The organism is Planococcus sp. 11815 (assembly GCF_051096385.1).
Lineage (GTDB): Bacteria > Bacillota > Bacilli > Bacillales_A > Planococcaceae > Planococcus > Planococcus citreus.
The window spans coordinates 3,184,842-3,201,710 of the sequence record NZ_CP096991.1 but is presented as its reverse complement, the minus strand read 5'-3'; the positions used below and the strand labels follow the sequence as shown (position 1 = coordinate 3,201,710).

The following is a 16,869-nucleotide window of genomic DNA, read 5'->3' as shown; positions in this document are numbered from 1 at the left end:
CGTCCGCTCTGTTGCGGCGGGCTTTTTTCAAAGGTTTCCTTCCCGGGAGGAGAGAACAATGGAAAATACAGCTTCATTGATGAAGATGAAACAGCAAGGGAACAAAATCGCGATGCTGACGGCCTATGATTACCCGTCCGCTAAAATTGCGGAAGCAGCGGGGGTGGATGTGCTGCTAGTCGGCGATTCGCTCGGCATGGTCGTACTCGGCTATGATTCAACCGTCAAGGTGACTGTTGAGGATATGGTCCATCACGGAAAGGCGGCACGAAGAGGTGCACAGGATACATTCCTAGTCGTTGATATGCCGTTCGGCTCGTTCCACGGCAGCTGGGACCGCACGCTGGAAAACGCCATGCGCATCTTCCAGCAAACGAGCGCTCAAGCCTTGAAACTCGAAGGCGCAGGAGAAGTACTTGAAGTGACGCGAAAGCTTGTCGGAGCCGGCATTCCAATTGTCGCCCACCTCGGTTTGTTGCCGCAATCAGCGGCTGTGCTCGGCGGTTATAAAGTGCAAGGCAAAACCGCCAGCGCCGCCAAGCAATTGATCGAAGACGCCAAAGCGTGCGAAGCGGCAGGAGCCTGCATGCTCGTACTCGAATGCATCCCCCATCAATTAGCCGCACAAGTCACGAAAGAACTCAACATTCCGGTTATCGGCATCGGCGCCGGCAGCGAAACCGACGGACAAGTACTGGTTTACCACGACACCGTCAAATACGGCTCGCACCATTTGCCGAAATTCGTCCAGTCCTACGCAGAAGCAGGCGAGACCATGCAACAAGGGCTCGCCCAGTACGTCGAAGAAGTGAAGAGCGGCGCGTTCCCGAAAGAACAGCATCGTTTCACGATGAAAGAAGAAGAACTCGAGCAGCTGTATGGTTCCAAATAAAAAGAGATTGCCTTCAAAAACCATGTTCCTGGTGGATGAGGGCAATCTTTTTTAATGGGTGCTTTTGGAAGTATAGCCAATATACAAAAAGCCAAGGCCGGTAATCAAAGTCACGAGTGCGAAGGCCATGCCGACAGCGCTCGCCCCAATTCCGGAGCCGACAAAGGGGCCGATGATTCGAAGGAACACCGCCATCACCAGAAAAGGCAGCAGGAAAGCCGTAATGTATCCGGAATGGATCCACCGATGAGCTTGCTTGCCAGCGAAGGCTTTCACCGAAAAAACCAGCAAAGCAATATACCCAGCCAATACAAAAATCATGAAAAGCCCCCAATTCTATTTGTAGTCAATGTATCATGGTTCCTGAAAGCCGTACTTCACAACAAAAAGCAAAAAAGCATACAGCACGAAAAGAAAAGCATGTCCGCTCGTGAGCAGCATTCGGTAAACAGTCCTGACCCCGAACCAAGCCGCAGCGAATCCGATCACGGCCAGCACGAGCGGCGAGTAGAAGCCGAGGGCAAACAGCCCTTCGAATAACAGTATCCCTAACCGGCTACTTGAATAAGCAAAGGGGATGAGCAGCGCGAGAAATAACAGGAACGAAAAGATGGACAGCAATTTCTGTTTCATGGAAGGTCTCCTTATTTACTGGCATTAAACCGCTCAATAAGCCAGATATGCCCCCAACGCCAGGACCATCATAATCGCCAACGCCCGGATCCAGATCAACTTATCGCTGATGCCAACTTTCTTTTCCAAATAGTATATGTAATGAATTAAGATGATCAGCCCAACGCACGGCAGAAAAAATCGGCAGGATTCGTGCCCACATTGCCGATAACCAATTGAAAGATGCCAAAAGTCAAAAGCAACATCCCTATAGCGCCGATGCTTAACGAAAAGTATGGATTGTGTATCTTTTCTTTTCTTGATTGATTCGAATCCATTGCTCCACCTCGTTATTAGAAATTGCTTTAACCCTCTGATTAAGCTGATAAGGTCGCTAAAATATACGGTGAAATTATTAGTAAAACCGAAGTGCCGACCAATAAAATCGTAATCGGCCGGCGCAATTTGTTGCGCTTTGTTCCTTGATACCATCCCGAAAACTGCAATTTATTGCGATACAGCACAAAAATGAGTACCAGCACCGCGACGCCGCCGAGCCAGCGATACGGTTCGGTGTCAGGACTGCCCGAATAAAATCCTGCTAAAATCAACCCGCCGCCCATTCCCAGGATCGCCAATATGGCAAAGACGCGGATCAGTTCGAGAAGTGTCTTCATCCGACTGTCTCCTTTCCATAGCTTATTGCGTTCGATTGTTTAAAATCCGGTGACCACGACTAAAAGAGACATCACCGAAACAAACCCTTGGAGCGCGCCTTCCCATCTTTTTTTCTTCCGGAAGCTTTCAATGCTTTGCGATAAGAACATCAATGCTAAAAAAGCGAAAATGAAATTCGGGAAAGGCTTAAATTCATTTCCGGTCAATAGGAGGGCTAATAAAAGTAAGGCTACAATCGCCATCCCGATATTGATTTTCCCCAACACAAGGAAACGCCTCCTTAAACGCTAATGGATCTTTTGCAAACGACTATTATATAGAAAGAAATCTGTTTATTTACCTCAGTCTAACATAAAAAAGGAAGAATTTAACTCCTCGTCAGAATTCGATAAAAGCAAAAAAGGCAGCACCCGAAATTTTCGGGTACTGCCTTTCTTTTCGATCGGCTAGCTCTTAACCACCGATGTATGATGCTGGGTTGACTGCGTTAGAGCGAGCGCCGTTCCATCCGCCGATGTGGATTTCAAAGTGCAAGTGTGGGCCAGTTGAACGCCCAGTATTGCCCATACCGCCGATATTCTGTCCTTGTGAGACAGCTTGGCCGACAGAAACATTGATAGAATTCAAATGTGCATAAGTAGTTGCGTAACTTTGTCCGTTAATGACATGTGTAATGATGATGACGTTGCCGTAACCGCCCATTGAACCAGCATGTGAGACATAACCGCTTGCTGCTGCATGGATTGGTGTTCCTGGGCTGTTGGCGATGTCATAGCCAAGGTGTGTTTCAGCTCCTGCGCCGATATCACGCCCGCCGAACCCTGAAGTGTGGCGGCCTGCTGCAGGACGGATGAATCCAGCGCTTGATTTAGGGGCTGCCGCTTGTGTAACAGTGGCTGAAGAAGCGTTGGATTGCGCTGCTTTCTTCGCTGCTGCTTTACGGGCTGCAGCTTCTTTCGCTTTGCGTTCTGCTTCCGCTTTACGCGCGATTTCCGCTAAGCGTTTTTGTTCTTTGCCGATTTTTTTCTCAAGTGAAGAACTGATGTTCATTGTTTTTGCGTGTTCTTCTTCAAGTTTCGATTTTTCTTTGGCCAAGCGTTTCTGCTCGGCTTTCAAATCATCCTGCAAATCGTCTTGTTTTTTCTTTTGTGCGTCCAATGAATCTTTCAAGTCCACAAGCTCTGCTTTTTGGCTTTCTTGTTTTGCGAGCTTTTCTTCAACTTCTGCTTTTTGTTCAGCCAAAAGTTTTTTATCCGCTGCCTGTTCACGCATGATTTCACGGTCTGCTTCAATCAATGTGTTGACGGCAGAAGCGCGGTCGATAAAGTCGACAAAGCTGTTCGCTCCAAGCAAGACATCGATATAATCAACGGAACCGCCGCTCAATTGGATAGCGCGCGCCCGTTCTTTCAATAGTTCTTCGCGTTCTGCGATTTTGCGTTCGAGTTCTTCGATCGATTCTTTCAATTCATCGATTTCCACTTTCGTTTGGTCGATTTGTGCTTGAACACCGTCGATCTTGCCTTGAGTTTCTTCGATCTCGCCGTTCAATTCCTGGATCTTGTTCATGATTTTTTCAAGTTTCGTCTGATTTTCGACGATAGCGTTGTTTTTTGACTGGATTTCCGAATTCAAGTTGTTTTTCTTTTGCTCGACCTGTTGTTTTTCTTTTTCGAGGTCGGACAATTTATCAGCACTTGCTGTCGGCAAGAAAATCGATAGTGCCAGTACAGCGGATAATGCTGCTACGAACCATTTGGACCATGTGTTCAATTTGTTGTGCTCCTTTCGCGTTCCCTTGATTATTATTGTTTCTCTATATAAGAATTCTTTTCTGCAGTAATAAAGCATGGCTGATGCCATGAAAAAAAGCCGTCAAAAATTCCGGCAGACCCATTGTACCACCGCATAAACCTATTTATTATTACAGTTTCTTATCAAATGACGGGACAAACTGTCATAAGCGACATATAAGGCTAGAAAATGTAATCTTTTATAAGGATAAAGTAATGTTTTTGCAGAATAATTCATGTTTTCTATTATTTCAGATAGGGCTGGGGTCAGCAGAAGCTTCCTGTTTCGTATTACGAAGGAATCGTTTTCAATATTTGGGCAGGAAAAGAAGCTGGATAAACGGAAAGGGTAGGACGGCAACAAACAAAAAGGAGTGATGGATCGATGAAATCATTGAAAAAAGGGGCATTAACATTATCATTGGCGGGGGCTCTTGCGTTAAGTGCAGTCCCGTTGAACTCTTCGGTAGTGGAAGCGGTCGGCAACGGGCCTGGATATGGCGGTAATGAAACAATCAACACGTCCATTTTGACCACTTATTCGGAAATGGCTGACTTTTTGCAAAAGCAGGAAGCCAAACAAGAAAACATGGAACTTGAAGTCATCGGGCAAAGCGTAAAGGGACGCGACTTGTACGTAGCGAAATATATGAGCAACCCGGAAAATCCAACTATCCTATTCTTGACTCAGCAACATGGAAATGAACAGCTGACGACAGAAGGGGCGCTTGAATTCATCAAGCATCTCGGCACTGGAAAGATGAAAGGCGTCACGGATAACGTCAATATCCTGGTCGTGCCGATGCTTAATGCGGACGGCGCCATGGGAGATGTCGATTTCTCACTGGATGATTACGTAGCGTCAGGGGACCGCAATTTGACGCGTTACAACGCAGTTGGAGTGGACTTGAACCGCGACCATATCGATAAAATACAGCCGGAAACAAAAGCATTGCACGATAATGTCATGAGCAAATACGATATCGATTACATGATCGACTTGCATCATCAAGGGGCCAGCAGCGAACGCGATGGCGAATTGGTTTCTGGCTCGATCCTTTATCCAACCACACCAAACGCTGACCCTGAGGTCGTGGAAGGATCGAAAAAGCTCGGGGCCGTCGTATTTAACGCCGTCGATTCCACAGGGTGGGGCCACCTTGGGAAATACCGCGGCGGCGACGCTGAAACCATCAGCCGCAACGGCATCGCAGTTGAATATGGCATTTCGACATTGCTATTCGAGATGCGCGGCATGTCTGACCACGAATACGAGCCTTATGTTCTTGGGCAGAAGAGCAATGGCTATTTGATCAAGCAAACCATCACCACATTGGAATCGACTGTACGGGCGATTGCGGATGGTTCGATTAATACACAAGATACTTCATTCTGGGATACGCTGGCATTCCAGCAAACCCGCGAAACGGAGTAAGACGAAGAAAAGCCTTTCCCGCTTTGGCCGGGAAAGGCTTTTCTTATTGTGGAGCTTGTTATTCGTCTGCGTCGATGTCTTCTTGGTTTCTGCGGACCACGAGCACGTCGCATTTGGCTGTGCGGACGATGCGCTCGGAAACGCTGCCCATGATTAGGCGTTCCGCTGCATTCAAGCCGGTAGCGCCACAAACGATGACGTCCACTTTCAGCTCATTCGCCAGTTTCTTCGGAATGACCGTTTTTGGTGAACCATATTCGATCATCGTATGGACATTCGTTGCGCCATGTGAAGTGGCTTCTTCCTTGTAACGGGCAAGCAATTCTTCACCGCTTTGCAGTGCGCGGTCTGCAATCGTGCGGTCGTACGCTTCAATGGAGCCGAATGAGCGGTTATCGATGACGTGCACCAAGTAAAGTTCTGCATTGTTCCGGGAAGCTGCAGCAGCAGCTTTTTTGAAAGCCCATTCCGCTTCCTTGGAACCATCCACTGCCACCATAATTCGGGAATATTTCAAAGTCATTGTTCATACCTCCTTCTATACTGCTACCTTTCGATACATCATCCGGGACTTCCTGCTTTTTTCAGAAAATTTCCTGCGAGCCGCGACTGAATTGTGAAAACGCATCCAAATTTCGTAAAATCTGTGGTACGCTTGAGAAAAGCATGAGCAAGAGAGAGGAGGGAGAACCCTTTGGAATCAGGAATCGACAAGTTGACACCAGAGCTCGAAAAGTTATTGACGATCAGCCATCAAGTGAAAGAATACCAAAAAGGCGATTATCTTTTCCGCGAAGGGGAGGCGGTAAAAGGCCTTTATATTCTCCGTTCCGGAAAAGTGCAGATCGGGAAAGTAACACCGGACGGCCGTGAACTGGCATTGAAGATTTGCGGCACTGGCCAGATGGTCGGCGAGATCACTGTGTTCGCAGAAGGCGCCACGTATTTGCTGGACGCCCGTGCGCTGACCAAGACCGCTTGTTTGAAAATTCCCGTAGAAGAGTTGGAACAATCGCTTGAAAAAGACCCTACGCTTGCGATGGCGTTCATGAAATGGATGGGTATCGACCAGCAGAAAACGCAGACCCGCTTCCGGGATTTGATGCTTCATGGCAAAAAAGGAGCTTTGTATTCGACTTTGATCCGCCTTGGCAACAGCTACGGTGTAGAAGCAGAAGGCGGCTTATTGATCGATGTCGTGCTGACGAACCAGGAGTTGGCGAATTTCTGCGGCATGAGCCGAGAAATGGTCAACCGGATGCTCAGCGACTTGCGCAAACAAGGAACCGTCGGCATGAAAGACGGCAAAATCGTTCTATACAACATCCCCAAACTGAAATTCGACATCAATTGCGAAGAATGCCCGATCTACCTCTGCAAAATCGACTGATTGCAAAGCCTGCCGTTACGGCAGGCTTTTTTGTGTGCTCTGGTAACATTGGCTTTTTCTCCTTAAGAGGGTAGTGCAAAGGAGTTATATAGCTGAATATATAAGAGCAATGAAAGGAAAAGCTTCCGCTTTTCGACTGCGTTGCAGGGAGCTGCTTGGGGCTCGCAGGATGCGAGTCATGCAGCTGATGCGACAGGACGTCGCGCTTTCAGCTGTCCGTGTATGGGGCGGGTGTTGAGCCAACGTGCCGCGAAGAGCGCGCCACGATTGTCTCGCCAGCCCGCGCGGTCCCACAGGCGTCAGCCCCCTTCCACTCCGTCTCTAGCTTTAGAGTGGAAGATCAGCTCTTCAGCTCCTTTAAAATGAAATGTAGAAATTCATATTATTCTTTAGCTTGCTTCAAACAGGTAGAAGAATGAAGGATCACATGTCTCTATCAACCAAACAAACCCATAAACTTAACTTACTCAATCAACGGCTTGTCAGACGCACCATCTCAGGAAGCGATTCCCACACTAGCCGGCAACTGCATATAGAAGCAGATGCGATTAAACAATCTACAGACAACGAAATCTCTCAGCTGCTGGCGCCTAGGGTGAGCCGACGCAGTAAGACAGGCGTTCTTTCTGGCTTACTGCTAAAGGCCAACCCAAAGCAAGGCAGCGAATATTACCAAGAAGAAAATAGAACAGGGAAACAATGCCACTCGCTAACCCTCGCTATCCTCAAACACGCCTAATCCAGGAAGCGATTTCCCCACTAGCCGGAAATTGCATATTGAAGCAAATCAGCTTAAACGCATCCGACTCAATGAAATCTCTCAGCCGCCGAGCGTAAAGGGGTGAGCCGACACAGTAAGACAAGTGTTCTTCTTGGCTTACAGTGAGAGGCCAACCCAAAGCATGGCGGCGATTACCAAGATGAAGCTTCAAGAGAATAGCGAAACAATGTCACATGCGAACCCCAGCTATCTCCGCCATTCATTCCAACAAATAGCAACTACCCAAAAGCCTGCCCATCCGCAGGCTTTCTTTTTTTGGCGAAAATATGGACAGCTAAAAATAAAAACGGCCAGGTGTGATTTATGTCACAGCTAAATCGAAACTTAGGTCCTATGCTAAAGGAAACAGCAAACAAGTGATGAGGTGGAAGCAATGGATAAGAAGCAATCGGACCATGATATGAATTTGAGGGGAACACTCGTCAGTGTGTTCTTCGTCGGCATCGTCATCGTTGCCATGTGGGTTGCCGTGTATTTGATGTATGTAGCGAGATAAAAAAAGGAGAGATTTATCATGCATTTCCATAAATATGAAAAGATTTGGCTCAGTTTTGGCATCGTCTCGCTCATCGTCTTTTTGAGCGTCGTCGGCGTCAGTGCGTTTTCGCAAAATCACACACCGTCCGGGGGGATGGACACCATCGACCCGGAGAAAGTGAACGAAACCGCGCCATTCGATAACCCAGGCGTGACGCAATTGGATGAAGATACATATCAAGTAGCGATCGTTGCACTGGCTTTCGGCTACAATGCACCGGACTTGCGGGTGCCGGCCGGCAAAGAAATCATTTTTAAAGTCACCAGCACGGATGTGGTGCACAGCTTTACGATCGACAACACGAAAGTCAATATGATGGTCGTTCCAGGACGGATTACGACCAAATCCTACACATTTGAAGAACCGGGCAAGTATTTGATTCTATGCAACGAATACTGTGGAACCGGGCACCATATGATGTCTACGGAAATTGAGGTGTACTGAAATGATTGCCCAATCAGAACGTAAAATCGCTTTATGGCACTTAGGTGTCGCTTATACCGCATTTTTGATCGGCACGCTCATGGGCGTATTGCAGGTATTTATCCGAAACGACGCACTTCAGCTCCCGGCTTGGCTTGATTATTACCAAATCCTTACTGCGCACGGCGTCTTGCTTGCACTTATTTATACGACCTTTTTCATTTTTGCCTTCTTTATCACCGGCATGAGCAAAAGCCTTGGCAGCTTCGGCCCGAAAGTCCGCTTGTTTTCATGGATCGGCCTGTGGGTGACCCTTCTCGGAACGGTCATGGCCACGGTGATGATCATCGCCGGGGAAGCTTCCGTGCTTTATACCTTTTATGCCCCGCTGAAAGCGAACGGTTTTTATTACGTCGGCCTGGCTTTGGTCATTGTCGGCACGTGGATTTCGAGTTTTGCATTGGTCGGCCATTATATGGTCTGGCGCCGCAACAATAAAGGGCAATTGAGTCCCTTGTTTGCCTTCATGACGATCACGACCATCGTGTTATGGATCATCGCCTGTCTCGGCGTTGTTGCGACCGTGTTGTTCCAATACATTCCGTGGGCGTTCGGTTGGACGGATACGATCAATGTGGAATTGAGCCGTTCGCTATTCTGGTATTTCGGCCACCCGCTTGTGTATTTCTGGCTGCTTCCGGCGTACATCGCCTGGTACACGATCGTGCCGAAACTGCTCGGCGTGAAAGTATTCAGTGATTCCTTGGCACGGCTTGCGTTCGTCTTGTTCATCCTGTTCTCGATTCCGGTCGGGTTCCACCATCAATTGACGGAGCCAGGCATCTCGAATTTCTGGAAGTTCCTGCAGGTGGTCTTGACCTTCATGGTCATCGTGCCATCGCTCATGACAGCATTCTCGATGTTTGCGACCTTTGAAATTTCAGGGCGCAAAAAAGGCGGCACCGGCCTCTTTGGCTGGTTTAAGAAACTGCCGTGGCGAGATGTCCGTTTCACTTCGATTTTCATCGCCATGGCGTTCTTCATTCCTGGCGGCGCTGGCGGGATCATCAATGCCAGTTTCCAATTGAATGAAGTCGTCCACAATACCTTATGGATTGTCGGGCATTTCCATATTACCGTCGGGACGCCTGTCGCGATGACGTTTATGGGATTGACCTTCTGGCTCATCCCGTACTTGACGGGTCGCCGTTTCACGAAGCGCATGCAGCGCCTCGGCTTTGTCCAGATCATCACTTGGTCGATCGGCATGCTGCTCATGTCGACCGCGCAGCACGTGTTGGGGTTGATGGGAGCGCCGCGCCGTACAGCGTACAGCGGCTATAACGATCATCCACAGGCCATGGAATGGTTTGAGGGCATCATCTCAAACCATGTGACGATGGCGATCGGCGGTACGATTTTGTTCCTGTCTGCCATGATCTTGATGTATATCGTCATCATGACGATGTTCGTTTCGCCAAAAGCGGACACGCCTGAACAGATGGTGGAATTTCCGCTGGCGGAAAGCGATATGTCCAATACGCCAAAATGGCTTGAGAACTGGTGGATTTGGATCGGTATTGCCGCTGCGTTGATCATCATTGCATACGCTATTCCACTGACCCACATGATCCAACATGCACCACCTGGCTCGAAAGGATTTATTACATGGTAGGAGTTGAGGACAATGTTCACGATGGTAATCGCATTAATGGCCATTTTTATCGTTTTCACCGCGATGCTCGTTGAGTTGTCGGTGACGGACGAAGACTAAAGAAGAGCTGTTCCGGTAAGGTGCCGGGACAGCTTTTTTCTATGCACAACCAGTTGGAAATTGTATTTGAGCAGCATCTTCTATAGTATTTTAAGGAGAAGAAAGAGGTGGATGTGATGGGGTGGATGGACTGGGTTTTCACCGCCGTGAGCGTTATCTGGCTGGTCGAATTCATCGTTTTTAAAAACCGTGAGACTGGGCAAGGCGACTCGGTCGAAAAAAGGACATTCTTCGGGATCCTATTGTCGCTGATTGCCACCATCGTGGTTGGTTTTTGGCTTCAGGAGCTGGCAGAAAATGAAATTGCATCGGTGCTCAAGCCGATCGGGCTCGTGTTGCTTATCATAGGCGTCTTTTTGCGATTTTGGGGAATCATTCATTTGAAATCACAATTTACGCGTCACGTGACGGTGAGGGAAGGCGATAGTATCGTCAGCAGCGGCCCTTACCGCAAGCTGCGCCACCCGCTTTATACCGGCTTGTTTTTGATCGGCATCGGCATGGCGCTGTTCTTTACGAGCCTAATCGCGGCGGTTGCCGGCGGCTTGTTGCTCGCTTTTGCACTCAATAAACGCATGCAGCACGAAGAAGCCTTGCTCGTCGAAAAGTTAGGACCCGAATACAAGGAATGGATGAAGCACCGCGCCCGCTTGATTCCTTATATTTATTGAAGCTGGGCTATCGCGAATAAAGAAGTGGAAATCCCGGATCTTGCATCCGGGATTTTTATTTTGCAAAAAACCGAAGCGTTTCATTTTACATCGTGTACGATTTAATTTAATATACATCGTGTAAGATATAATTCTTGGAGGGATATAAAAATGAAACCACTATTTGAAACGACAATGATTAACAGCGGCGGACGCGAAGGCACGGTTTATTCGCCGGACAATATTTTTAACCTCGACGTAGCAAAACCAGTCGCACTTGGCGGTCAGCCAAACACGGCGACGAACCCTGAGCAATTGTTTGCGGCAGGCTATAGCTCTTGCTTCAACAGTGCATTGGACTTCGTGTTGGAACGTGATAAAGTGAAAGTAACGAACAGCGAAGTTACAGCGACAGTTTCCTTGCTTGGCGATAAAACGGACGGCGGCGTGAAACTCGCAGTGCGCCTTGAAGTGGATATCGACGGATTGGAAGATGGCAAGAAGCAGGAGTATGTCGAAAAAGCACACGCTTATTGCCCATATTCCAAAGCCATTAAAGATTCAGTGGACGTGGAGATTGTCGTTCGATAAGCAGAAAAACAGGTGATGACATGGACAAACCAACCAAACTGGAACAGCAATTATGCTTTGAAGTGTATAAAGCTTCGAGCAATTTCTCAAAACTTTACGCGAAGACCTTAGAACCGTTTGGCCTGACCTTTACGCAGTATTTGGTGTTGCTGGTGTTGTGGGAAAAAGACGGCTTGACGATGAAAGAGATCGGCGGGCAACTAGGCCTCGGCACCGGCACACTTAACCCGATCATCAACCGGATGATTCAAAATGGCCGCATCGTGAAAGAACAATCGGCTGAAGACCGCCGCGCTTTTCGCATTTCTTTGACCGAGCAGTCGATTGCCGACGAAGAGCCGATCGGCCAAGCCATTCATGACAAAATCACGAGTTGCAATTACCTCGATGTCAATGCCATCGAGCTGATGAAAAACTTGAAAGACTTGAATGCATTTTTCGGTGAAATGGATCTGTGAAAAATCTTGGAAACGGGAGTGGTGAATGATGGGAATCTACGATATTAAGGTCACCGATGCCAGCGGGGAAGAGTATAAGCTCGAACGTTACAAAGGACAGCCAATGGTCGTCGTCAACACGGCGACCAAATGCGGTTTGCGCGGCCAATTTGATGGCCTCGAAAAAATTTACCAGCGCTACAAAGATGAAGGCCTTGTTGTGCTCGGCTTTCCGTCCGATCAATTCGGCCAGGAACTCGGGGAAGCGGCAGATGCCGAATCATCATGCCGCATGACTTACGGCGTCACTTTCCCGATGCATGACATCATCAAGGTGAACGGTAAAGATGCACATCCCTTGTTCGATCATTTGACGTCGAACACGAAAGGCTTCCTGTCGAGCGGCATCAAATGGAATTTCACAAAATTCCTGATCGATCCAAATGGCAAAGTCGTAGCGAGGTTCGCACCGAAAGATACACCCGATTCAATGCACAAAGACATCCAGAAAGTGCTCGGCGCCTAAACACCTTTGTTCACGAAAGCTGCCGAATGTGGTAAGCTGAACGTCACGATGAGTGAACGGGAGTGAAAGAAATGGGCAAAGCAAAAGCGAAATCAAAAAGCGGCGTAGGCCAAGGAACCGGCAAAAAAGGCTGGAACCGTTGGGAAAAAGGCAAGAACAAGGCCAAGAGTTTCAAGCCGTATACAAGCAAAGACAATAAAGAAGCCACGAACCAAAAAGGAAAACAGCCAGAAGCTGAATCTGAATGGGTCGATGGATAACAAAAACCGCGCAGGTAATTGCGCGGCCTTTTTATTTCCTGGGAAATAGAAATGACGGAAGAAAGCGGAGGGGTTTTGCGGCAGCTACTCTAAAGCGAGGCATCGAAAACTCATTGAAAGAACAAACCAAGCTTCGGAACGATTGCATGAGAAAATCCTGCCTATCTTGTTGATGCTTATCTCAAGAAGCGATTCCCCCACTAGCCGGCAACTATCTATAGGAGCAGATCTAATTAAACACATACTGAGCAACGAAATCTCTAAGCCGCCGAGCGCAAAAGGGTGAGCCGAAGCGATAAGACAGGCGCTCTTCCTGGCTTACTGCGAAAGGCCAACCCAAAGCCCAGCGGCGAGTACCAAGATGATACATAACTAGAACACCGGAACGATTTCACAATAAATCTCTCGCTATCCAATTACATGCTCAATCCGGGAAGCGATTCCCCCACTAGCCGGCAACTAACTAAAGAAGCAGCTCCGATTAAACGCACATAGAACAACGAAGTCTCCGAGCCGCCGAGCGCAAAGGGGTGAGCCGAAGCGATAAGACAGGCGTTCTTCCTGGCTTATTGCGAAAGGCCAACCCAAAGCCCGGCGGCGATTAATAAAATGAAGCACAAGAAGAACACAGAAACGATTCCACAATCAAACTCTCACTACCTCATTACATGCCCAATCTGGAAAGCGATTCCCCCACTAGCAGGGAACTCATTAAAGAAGTAGATTTAATTAAACACACACGAATCTATGAAATGTTTTAGCCGGCCAGCGACAAGGGTGAGCCGACGCAGTAAGACAGACGGTCTTCCTGGCTTACTGCCAAAGGCCAACCCAAAGCAGGCTGGCGACTGCCAAGATGATGCACAATCACAACACCATATCGGTTCTACAAGCAAACTCTCGCTATCTTCACAGAAACAGAAAATTTAAAGAACCTCGTATCAAAAAATAACTACAAATTGAAAGTTTTATACGAAAAACACGCCAGTGACTAGACCCTTTTTCACTTTCTGCAGGAAGTGCGAGAAAATCCTTGCGGCGAAATTGGAACTGGTCTATAGTGAAACTACAAGATTTGGTGATGATGTAAAAATTCAACACCATATATAGTGATACCGCAACAAAGGTGCCCAATATGGGCTGAATAGGGAATCCGGTGAAATCCCGGAGCTGTTCCCGCAACTGTAAGCGCAGACGAACCATGAAATCCACTGTCCAATGGACGGGAAGGGCATGGGGAGAGTGACGCGCGAGCCAGGAGACCTGCCTTTGTTGTCGTTTTGCACTTCTCCGGGAATTGGGAAGGATGACAAAGGTTTGGTTTGTGTGGCCCACGTGTGCCCACCTAATTAACTTGCGTTTATGCCCCCATTCTCTCCGGAGAGTGGGGGCTTTTGTGTTTTCAAAAGGAGGAAGTCAGCATGCATAGAAAACAACTTCCGGCCGGCGTATCCAGGACCATCCAGTCCCGGCTCGTCTTGCCGCCGGATACCAATCATATGGGCACGATTTTCGGAGGCACCGTCCTCGCATATATCGATGAAATCGCGGCTATCGCGGCAATGAAACATAGCCAGCGTGCAGTCGTCACTGCCTCGATTGACAACGTCAATTTCCTGTCCTCGGCGAAAGTCGGCGATATCCTGATTCTAGAAGGCGTCGTCATTTCGACAGGACGTACTTCGATGGAAGTATACGTCAAAGCAGAATGTCAGCACATCGAAAGCGGCACGCGCAGCCTTACGACCACCTCGATTTTGACGATGGTGGCAGTAGATGCAGAAGGCCGCCCGACGCCGGTCGCGAGCGTAGTGCCGGAAACAGAAAATGAAAAACGACTGTTTGAGAATGCACAAGAACGAAAAGAACGCCGAATGATCGCAAACGAATATGCAAAGGAGCTGTGTTGAAATGACTTTAGGAGCAGTAGAACGCGATAGAAAAATACAAGATGCACTTGACCGTGTGTCGATGGACGAACCGCATTGGACGTTTGAGGCAGCAGGATTATATTTGGAGAAATTATACGAGCAAGCGGCACAAACACGCGGCTACAGCGCAGCGAACAAATACGATGATTTTTATGGATTGATTTACGGGCTGAGTCGAGTTGGCATTTATTCGAAAGATTTGTTGGAAGCTTACTCCGAGGACGAAATTCGCCTACTAGGAAAAGAAATCGCACCAGAGCGCGATGAATTGTTCAATTACATAGGATTATTCTTGCTGGCGGACCGTTATTTGGCAAAAGACTATGACGGCCGGGTTTGGGAATTGCCGCAGGAGCGCTTTCTCATCATCGCAATGACTTTGATGCAAAAAGAACCGAAAGTGCGCCGTTTGGAACTCGTCAAGGAAGCGTATTGGGCGATGAGCAATTTGTATATGACAGTGGCGACGCCGACTTTATCGAATGCTGGTAAAAGCTTCGGACAAATGTCTTCGTGCTTTATCGACACCGTGGCGGATTCGCTTGATGGGATCTACCAGAACAACTGGGACGTTGCGCGCCTAAGTAAAGACGGCGGCGGCCTCGGGGTTTATTACGGAAAAGTACGTGCACTCGGCTCGGACATCCGCAAATTTAAAGGTAATTCATCCGGCGTCATCCCGTGGATTCGCCTGCTTAATGACACCGCCGTCAGTGTCGACCAGCTCGGCCAGCGCCAAGGCGCAGTGGCAGTGTATCTAGATGTCTTCCATAAGGACATCATGAATGGCTTCTTGGATTTGAAAACAAACAACGGCGATGAGCGCCGCAAAGCACACGATATTTTCACGGGCGTGTCGATTCCGGATTTGTTCATGAAAAAGCTGCAAGAAACAGATGAAAACGGACGCAGCATCGGCGAATGGCATACGTTCTGCCCGCATGAAGTGAAGCAAGTGATGGGTTGGAAAGACGAGCAGGGCAATTTGCTTGGCTTGGAAGATTTCTATGACGAAACGGATCGTAAATACTTCACGGAAAAATACGAAGAAGCAGTCAACCATCCTTTATTGGCAAGAAAATCGTTCCGTGCAATGGACGTTATGGCGCGCATCATGGTATCGCAGCTCGAAACTGGTACTCCGTATATGTTCTACCGCGACGAAGTGAACCGTGGAAACCCGAATAAGCACTTGCGCGGCATCGGCAAAACATCCATCTATTGCAGCAATCTATGCAGCGAAATCGCCCAGAACATGTCTCCAACTGAGATCATTAAAGAATACAAAGACGAAGAAGGCAATTTGGTCACTGTGAAAAAACCTGGCGATTTCGTCGTCTGCAACCTGTCGTCCATCAACTTGCCGAGAGCAGTGCAAGCGGACGTCTTATCCCGCCTCATCCCCATTCAATTGCGCATGCTCGATAATGTCATTGATTTGAATACCATTTCGGTCGGCCAGGCGGAAGTAACGAATCAAAAATATCGTGCCGTTGGATTAGGGACATTCGGATGGCACCATTTGCTTGCGCTTCGCAGCATCCACTGGGAAACGCAAGAAGCAGTCGATTATGCTGATACCTTATACGAAGAAATCGCTTGGCACGCCATCCGCGCATCAGCGGGGCTGGCAGAAGAAAAAGGCGCATTCAGTGAATTCACAGGTTCTGAATGGCATACGGGCGAGTATTTCGAACGCCGCAGCTACAAGGGAGAGCGCTGGGATGCCTTGCGCCGCAAAGTATCCGCATCCGGCGTGCGCAACGGCTGGATGATGGCGGTCGCACCGAACTCATCGACTGCCAAAATCGGCGGCTCGACAGACGGTATCGATCCTTTATATGCCGTCGAATACGCAGAAGAGAAAAAGAATTTCCGCTTTAATGTGACGGCACCGGATCTCAACCACCGGACGTATGACTACTACCGCCGCGCGCGCCACGTGCTGGACCAAAAATGGAGCATCCGCCAAAATGCCGCAAGACAGCGCCATATCGACCAGTCGATCAGCTTTAATTTATACGTGCCGCACACGATCCGTGCCAAAGAATTGCTGGAACTGCACCTCGAAGCATGGAATTGCGGCTTAAAGACAAGCTATTATGTGCGCAGCACGTCTCAGGAAGAAATCGAAGCATGCGAGGCATGTGAAAGCTAA

General features: G+C 48.4%; 21 protein-coding genes and 1 riboswitch. Of the genes, 14 read left to right on the top strand and 7 right to left on the bottom strand.

Translation table 11 applies throughout. The features are described from left to right. Window positions 1–58: 58 nt before the first annotated feature. Complete coding sequence (panB, locus tag M1Q06_RS16090) at window positions 59–892, top strand: 3-methyl-2-oxobutanoate hydroxymethyltransferase (RefSeq protein ID WP_434400704.1); 834 nt, start codon at window positions 59–61, stop codon at window positions 890–892. Between the two features lie 51 nt (window positions 893–943). Here the strand turns inward: panB and M1Q06_RS16085 are convergent, their stop codons facing one another. The 6 genes from M1Q06_RS16085 to M1Q06_RS16060 all read right to left on the bottom strand — a co-directional run bounded on the left by M1Q06_RS16085 (window position 944) and on the right by M1Q06_RS16060 (window position 3,955). Further along, window positions 944–1,213 carry a hypothetical protein gene (locus M1Q06_RS16085; RefSeq protein ID WP_058382385.1) on the bottom strand — a complete coding sequence of 90 codons (270 nt, stop codon included), beginning with the start codon at window positions 1,211–1,213 and terminating at the stop codon, window positions 944–946. A gap of 33 nt (window positions 1,214–1,246) precedes the next feature. Further along, the gene (locus M1Q06_RS16080) at window positions 1,247–1,525 is read right to left on the bottom strand and encodes a hypothetical protein (protein ID WP_434400702.1); all 279 of its coding nucleotides are present in this window, start codon (window positions 1,523–1,525) and stop codon (window positions 1,247–1,249) included. Window positions 1,526–1,680: 155 nt separating this feature from the next. After that, window positions 1,681–1,842 carry a hypothetical protein gene (locus tag M1Q06_RS16075; RefSeq protein ID WP_434400700.1) on the bottom strand — a complete coding sequence of 54 codons (162 nt, stop codon included), beginning with the start codon at window positions 1,840–1,842 and terminating at the stop codon, window positions 1,681–1,683. Between the two features lie 39 nt (window positions 1,843–1,881). Then, entirely contained in the window at window positions 1,882–2,181 is a 300-nt protein-coding gene (locus tag M1Q06_RS16070) for a hypothetical protein (protein ID WP_434400698.1), read from the bottom strand. A 39-nt stretch (window positions 2,182–2,220) separates the two neighbouring features. Next, a complete protein-coding gene (locus M1Q06_RS16065) occupies window positions 2,221–2,448 on the bottom strand; it encodes a hypothetical protein (RefSeq protein ID WP_434400696.1) in 228 nt (75 codons plus the stop codon). A 187-nt stretch (window positions 2,449–2,635) separates the two neighbouring features. Next, the gene (locus tag M1Q06_RS16060) at window positions 2,636–3,955 is read right to left on the bottom strand and encodes a murein hydrolase activator EnvC family protein (protein WP_121299209.1); all 1,320 of its coding nucleotides are present in this window, start codon (window positions 3,953–3,955) and stop codon (window positions 2,636–2,638) included. A 405-nt stretch (window positions 3,956–4,360) separates the two neighbouring features. Between M1Q06_RS16060 and M1Q06_RS16055 the strand changes: the two genes are divergently transcribed. Continuing rightward, window positions 4,361–5,410 (top strand): M14 family zinc carboxypeptidase, encoded by a 1,050-nt coding sequence (locus tag M1Q06_RS16055; RefSeq protein ID WP_421958180.1) that lies wholly within the window; start codon window positions 4,361–4,363, stop codon window positions 5,408–5,410. A gap of 58 nt (window positions 5,411–5,468) precedes the next feature. Here M1Q06_RS16055 and M1Q06_RS16050 read toward each other — a convergent pair whose 3' ends face one another. Continuing rightward, on the bottom strand, window positions 5,469–5,933 hold the full coding sequence (locus M1Q06_RS16050) for a universal stress protein (RefSeq protein ID WP_121299207.1): 465 nt from the start codon (window positions 5,931–5,933) through the stop codon (window positions 5,469–5,471). Window positions 5,934–6,104: 171 nt separating this feature from the next. Between M1Q06_RS16050 and M1Q06_RS16045 the strand changes: the two genes are divergently transcribed. From M1Q06_RS16045 to M1Q06_RS15990, 12 genes are all read left to right on the top strand, one after another. Next, entirely contained in the window at window positions 6,105–6,800 is a 696-nt protein-coding gene (locus M1Q06_RS16045; RefSeq protein WP_434400693.1) for a Crp/Fnr family transcriptional regulator, read from the top strand. Window positions 6,801–7,215: 415 nt separating this feature from the next. Next, entirely contained in the window at window positions 7,216–7,539 is a 324-nt protein-coding gene (locus M1Q06_RS16040) for a hypothetical protein (RefSeq protein WP_434400691.1), read from the top strand. Between the two features lie 415 nt (window positions 7,540–7,954). Further along, on the top strand, window positions 7,955–8,077 hold the full coding sequence (locus M1Q06_RS16035) for a cytochrome C oxidase subunit II (RefSeq protein ID WP_121299205.1): 123 nt from the start codon (window positions 7,955–7,957) through the stop codon (window positions 8,075–8,077). A gap of 18 nt (window positions 8,078–8,095) precedes the next feature. Then, window positions 8,096–8,563 carry a cytochrome c oxidase subunit II gene (locus M1Q06_RS16030; RefSeq protein WP_058382394.1) on the top strand — a complete coding sequence of 156 codons (468 nt, stop codon included), beginning with the start codon at window positions 8,096–8,098 and terminating at the stop codon, window positions 8,561–8,563. Window position 8,564: 1 nt separating this feature from the next. Next, entirely contained in the window at window positions 8,565–10,217 is a 1,653-nt protein-coding gene (locus M1Q06_RS16025; protein ID WP_434400689.1) for a b(o/a)3-type cytochrome-c oxidase subunit 1, read from the top strand. A 215-nt stretch (window positions 10,218–10,432) separates the two neighbouring features. Further along, window positions 10,433–10,987, top strand: coding sequence for a methyltransferase family protein (locus M1Q06_RS16020; RefSeq protein ID WP_434402910.1), 555 nt, complete (start codon window positions 10,433–10,435; stop codon window positions 10,985–10,987). 150 nt (window positions 10,988–11,137) lie between these two features. After that, complete coding sequence (locus tag M1Q06_RS16015; protein WP_434400687.1) at window positions 11,138–11,557, top strand: organic hydroperoxide resistance protein; 420 nt, start codon at window positions 11,138–11,140, stop codon at window positions 11,555–11,557. A gap of 20 nt (window positions 11,558–11,577) precedes the next feature. After that, window positions 11,578–12,015 (top strand): transcriptional regulator, SarA/Rot family, encoded by a 438-nt coding sequence (locus tag M1Q06_RS16010; protein WP_404335479.1) that lies wholly within the window; start codon window positions 11,578–11,580, stop codon window positions 12,013–12,015. A 28-nt stretch (window positions 12,016–12,043) separates the two neighbouring features. Beyond that, window positions 12,044–12,520, top strand: coding sequence for a glutathione peroxidase (locus tag M1Q06_RS16005; RefSeq protein WP_434402908.1), 477 nt, complete (start codon window positions 12,044–12,046; stop codon window positions 12,518–12,520). 71 nt (window positions 12,521–12,591) lie between these two features. Further along, window positions 12,592–12,780 (top strand): DUF3934 domain-containing protein, encoded by a 189-nt coding sequence (locus tag M1Q06_RS16000; protein WP_058382400.1) that lies wholly within the window; start codon window positions 12,592–12,594, stop codon window positions 12,778–12,780. A 1,107-nt stretch (window positions 12,781–13,887) separates the two neighbouring features. Then, window positions 13,888–14,065: riboswitch (cobalamin riboswitch) on the top strand. Window positions 14,066–14,201: 136 nt separating this feature from the next. Beyond that, complete coding sequence (locus M1Q06_RS15995; protein WP_434400684.1) at window positions 14,202–14,690, top strand: acyl-CoA thioesterase; 489 nt, start codon at window positions 14,202–14,204, stop codon at window positions 14,688–14,690. 1 nt (window position 14,691) lies between these two features. After that, on the top strand, window positions 14,692–16,869 hold the full coding sequence (locus M1Q06_RS15990) for a ribonucleoside-diphosphate reductase subunit alpha (RefSeq protein WP_434400682.1): 2,178 nt from the start codon (window positions 14,692–14,694) through the stop codon (window positions 16,867–16,869).

Bases quoted from the DNA above. Each gene is read 5' to 3' on its own strand.
- M1Q06_RS15995 (WP_434400684.1), top strand. From the start codon at position 14,202: ATGCATAGAAAACAACTTCCGGCCGGCGTATCCAGGACCATCCAGTCC.
- M1Q06_RS16030 (WP_058382394.1), top strand. From the start codon at position 8,096: ATGCATTTCCATAAATATGAAAAGATTTGGCTCAGTTTTGGCATCGTC.
- panB (WP_434400704.1), top strand. From the start codon at position 59: ATGGAAAATACAGCTTCATTGATGAAGATGAAACAGCAAGGGAACAAA.
- M1Q06_RS16020 (WP_434402910.1), top strand. From the start codon at position 10,433: ATGGGGTGGATGGACTGGGTTTTCACCGCCGTGAGCGTTATCTGGCTG.
- M1Q06_RS16015 (WP_434400687.1), top strand. From the start codon at position 11,138: ATGAAACCACTATTTGAAACGACAATGATTAACAGCGGCGGACGCGAA.
- M1Q06_RS16005 (WP_434402908.1), top strand. From the start codon at position 12,044: ATGGGAATCTACGATATTAAGGTCACCGATGCCAGCGGGGAAGAGTAT.
- M1Q06_RS16055 (WP_421958180.1), top strand. From the start codon at position 4,361: ATGAAATCATTGAAAAAAGGGGCATTAACATTATCATTGGCGGGGGCT.
- M1Q06_RS16080 (WP_434400702.1), bottom strand. From the start codon at position 1,525: ATGAAACAGAAATTGCTGTCCATCTTTTCGTTCCTGTTATTTCTCGCG.
- M1Q06_RS16010 (WP_404335479.1), top strand. From the start codon at position 11,578: ATGGACAAACCAACCAAACTGGAACAGCAATTATGCTTTGAAGTGTAT.
- M1Q06_RS16070 (WP_434400698.1), bottom strand. From the start codon at position 2,181: ATGAAGACACTTCTCGAACTGATCCGCGTCTTTGCCATATTGGCGATC.
- M1Q06_RS16075 (WP_434400700.1), bottom strand. From the start codon at position 1,842: ATGGATTCGAATCAATCAAGAAAAGAAAAGATACACAATCCATACTTT.
- M1Q06_RS16000 (WP_058382400.1), top strand. From the start codon at position 12,592: ATGGGCAAAGCAAAAGCGAAATCAAAAAGCGGCGTAGGCCAAGGAACC.
- M1Q06_RS16040 (WP_434400691.1), top strand. From the start codon at position 7,216: ATGAAGGATCACATGTCTCTATCAACCAAACAAACCCATAAACTTAAC.
- M1Q06_RS15990 (WP_434400682.1), top strand. From the start codon at position 14,692: ATGACTTTAGGAGCAGTAGAACGCGATAGAAAAATACAAGATGCACTT.
- M1Q06_RS16085 (WP_058382385.1), bottom strand. From the start codon at position 1,213: ATGATTTTTGTATTGGCTGGGTATATTGCTTTGCTGGTTTTTTCGGTG.
- M1Q06_RS16050 (WP_121299207.1), bottom strand. From the start codon at position 5,933: ATGACTTTGAAATATTCCCGAATTATGGTGGCAGTGGATGGTTCCAAG.
- M1Q06_RS16035 (WP_121299205.1), top strand. From the start codon at position 7,955: ATGGATAAGAAGCAATCGGACCATGATATGAATTTGAGGGGAACACTC.
- M1Q06_RS16025 (WP_434400689.1), top strand. From the start codon at position 8,565: ATGATTGCCCAATCAGAACGTAAAATCGCTTTATGGCACTTAGGTGTC.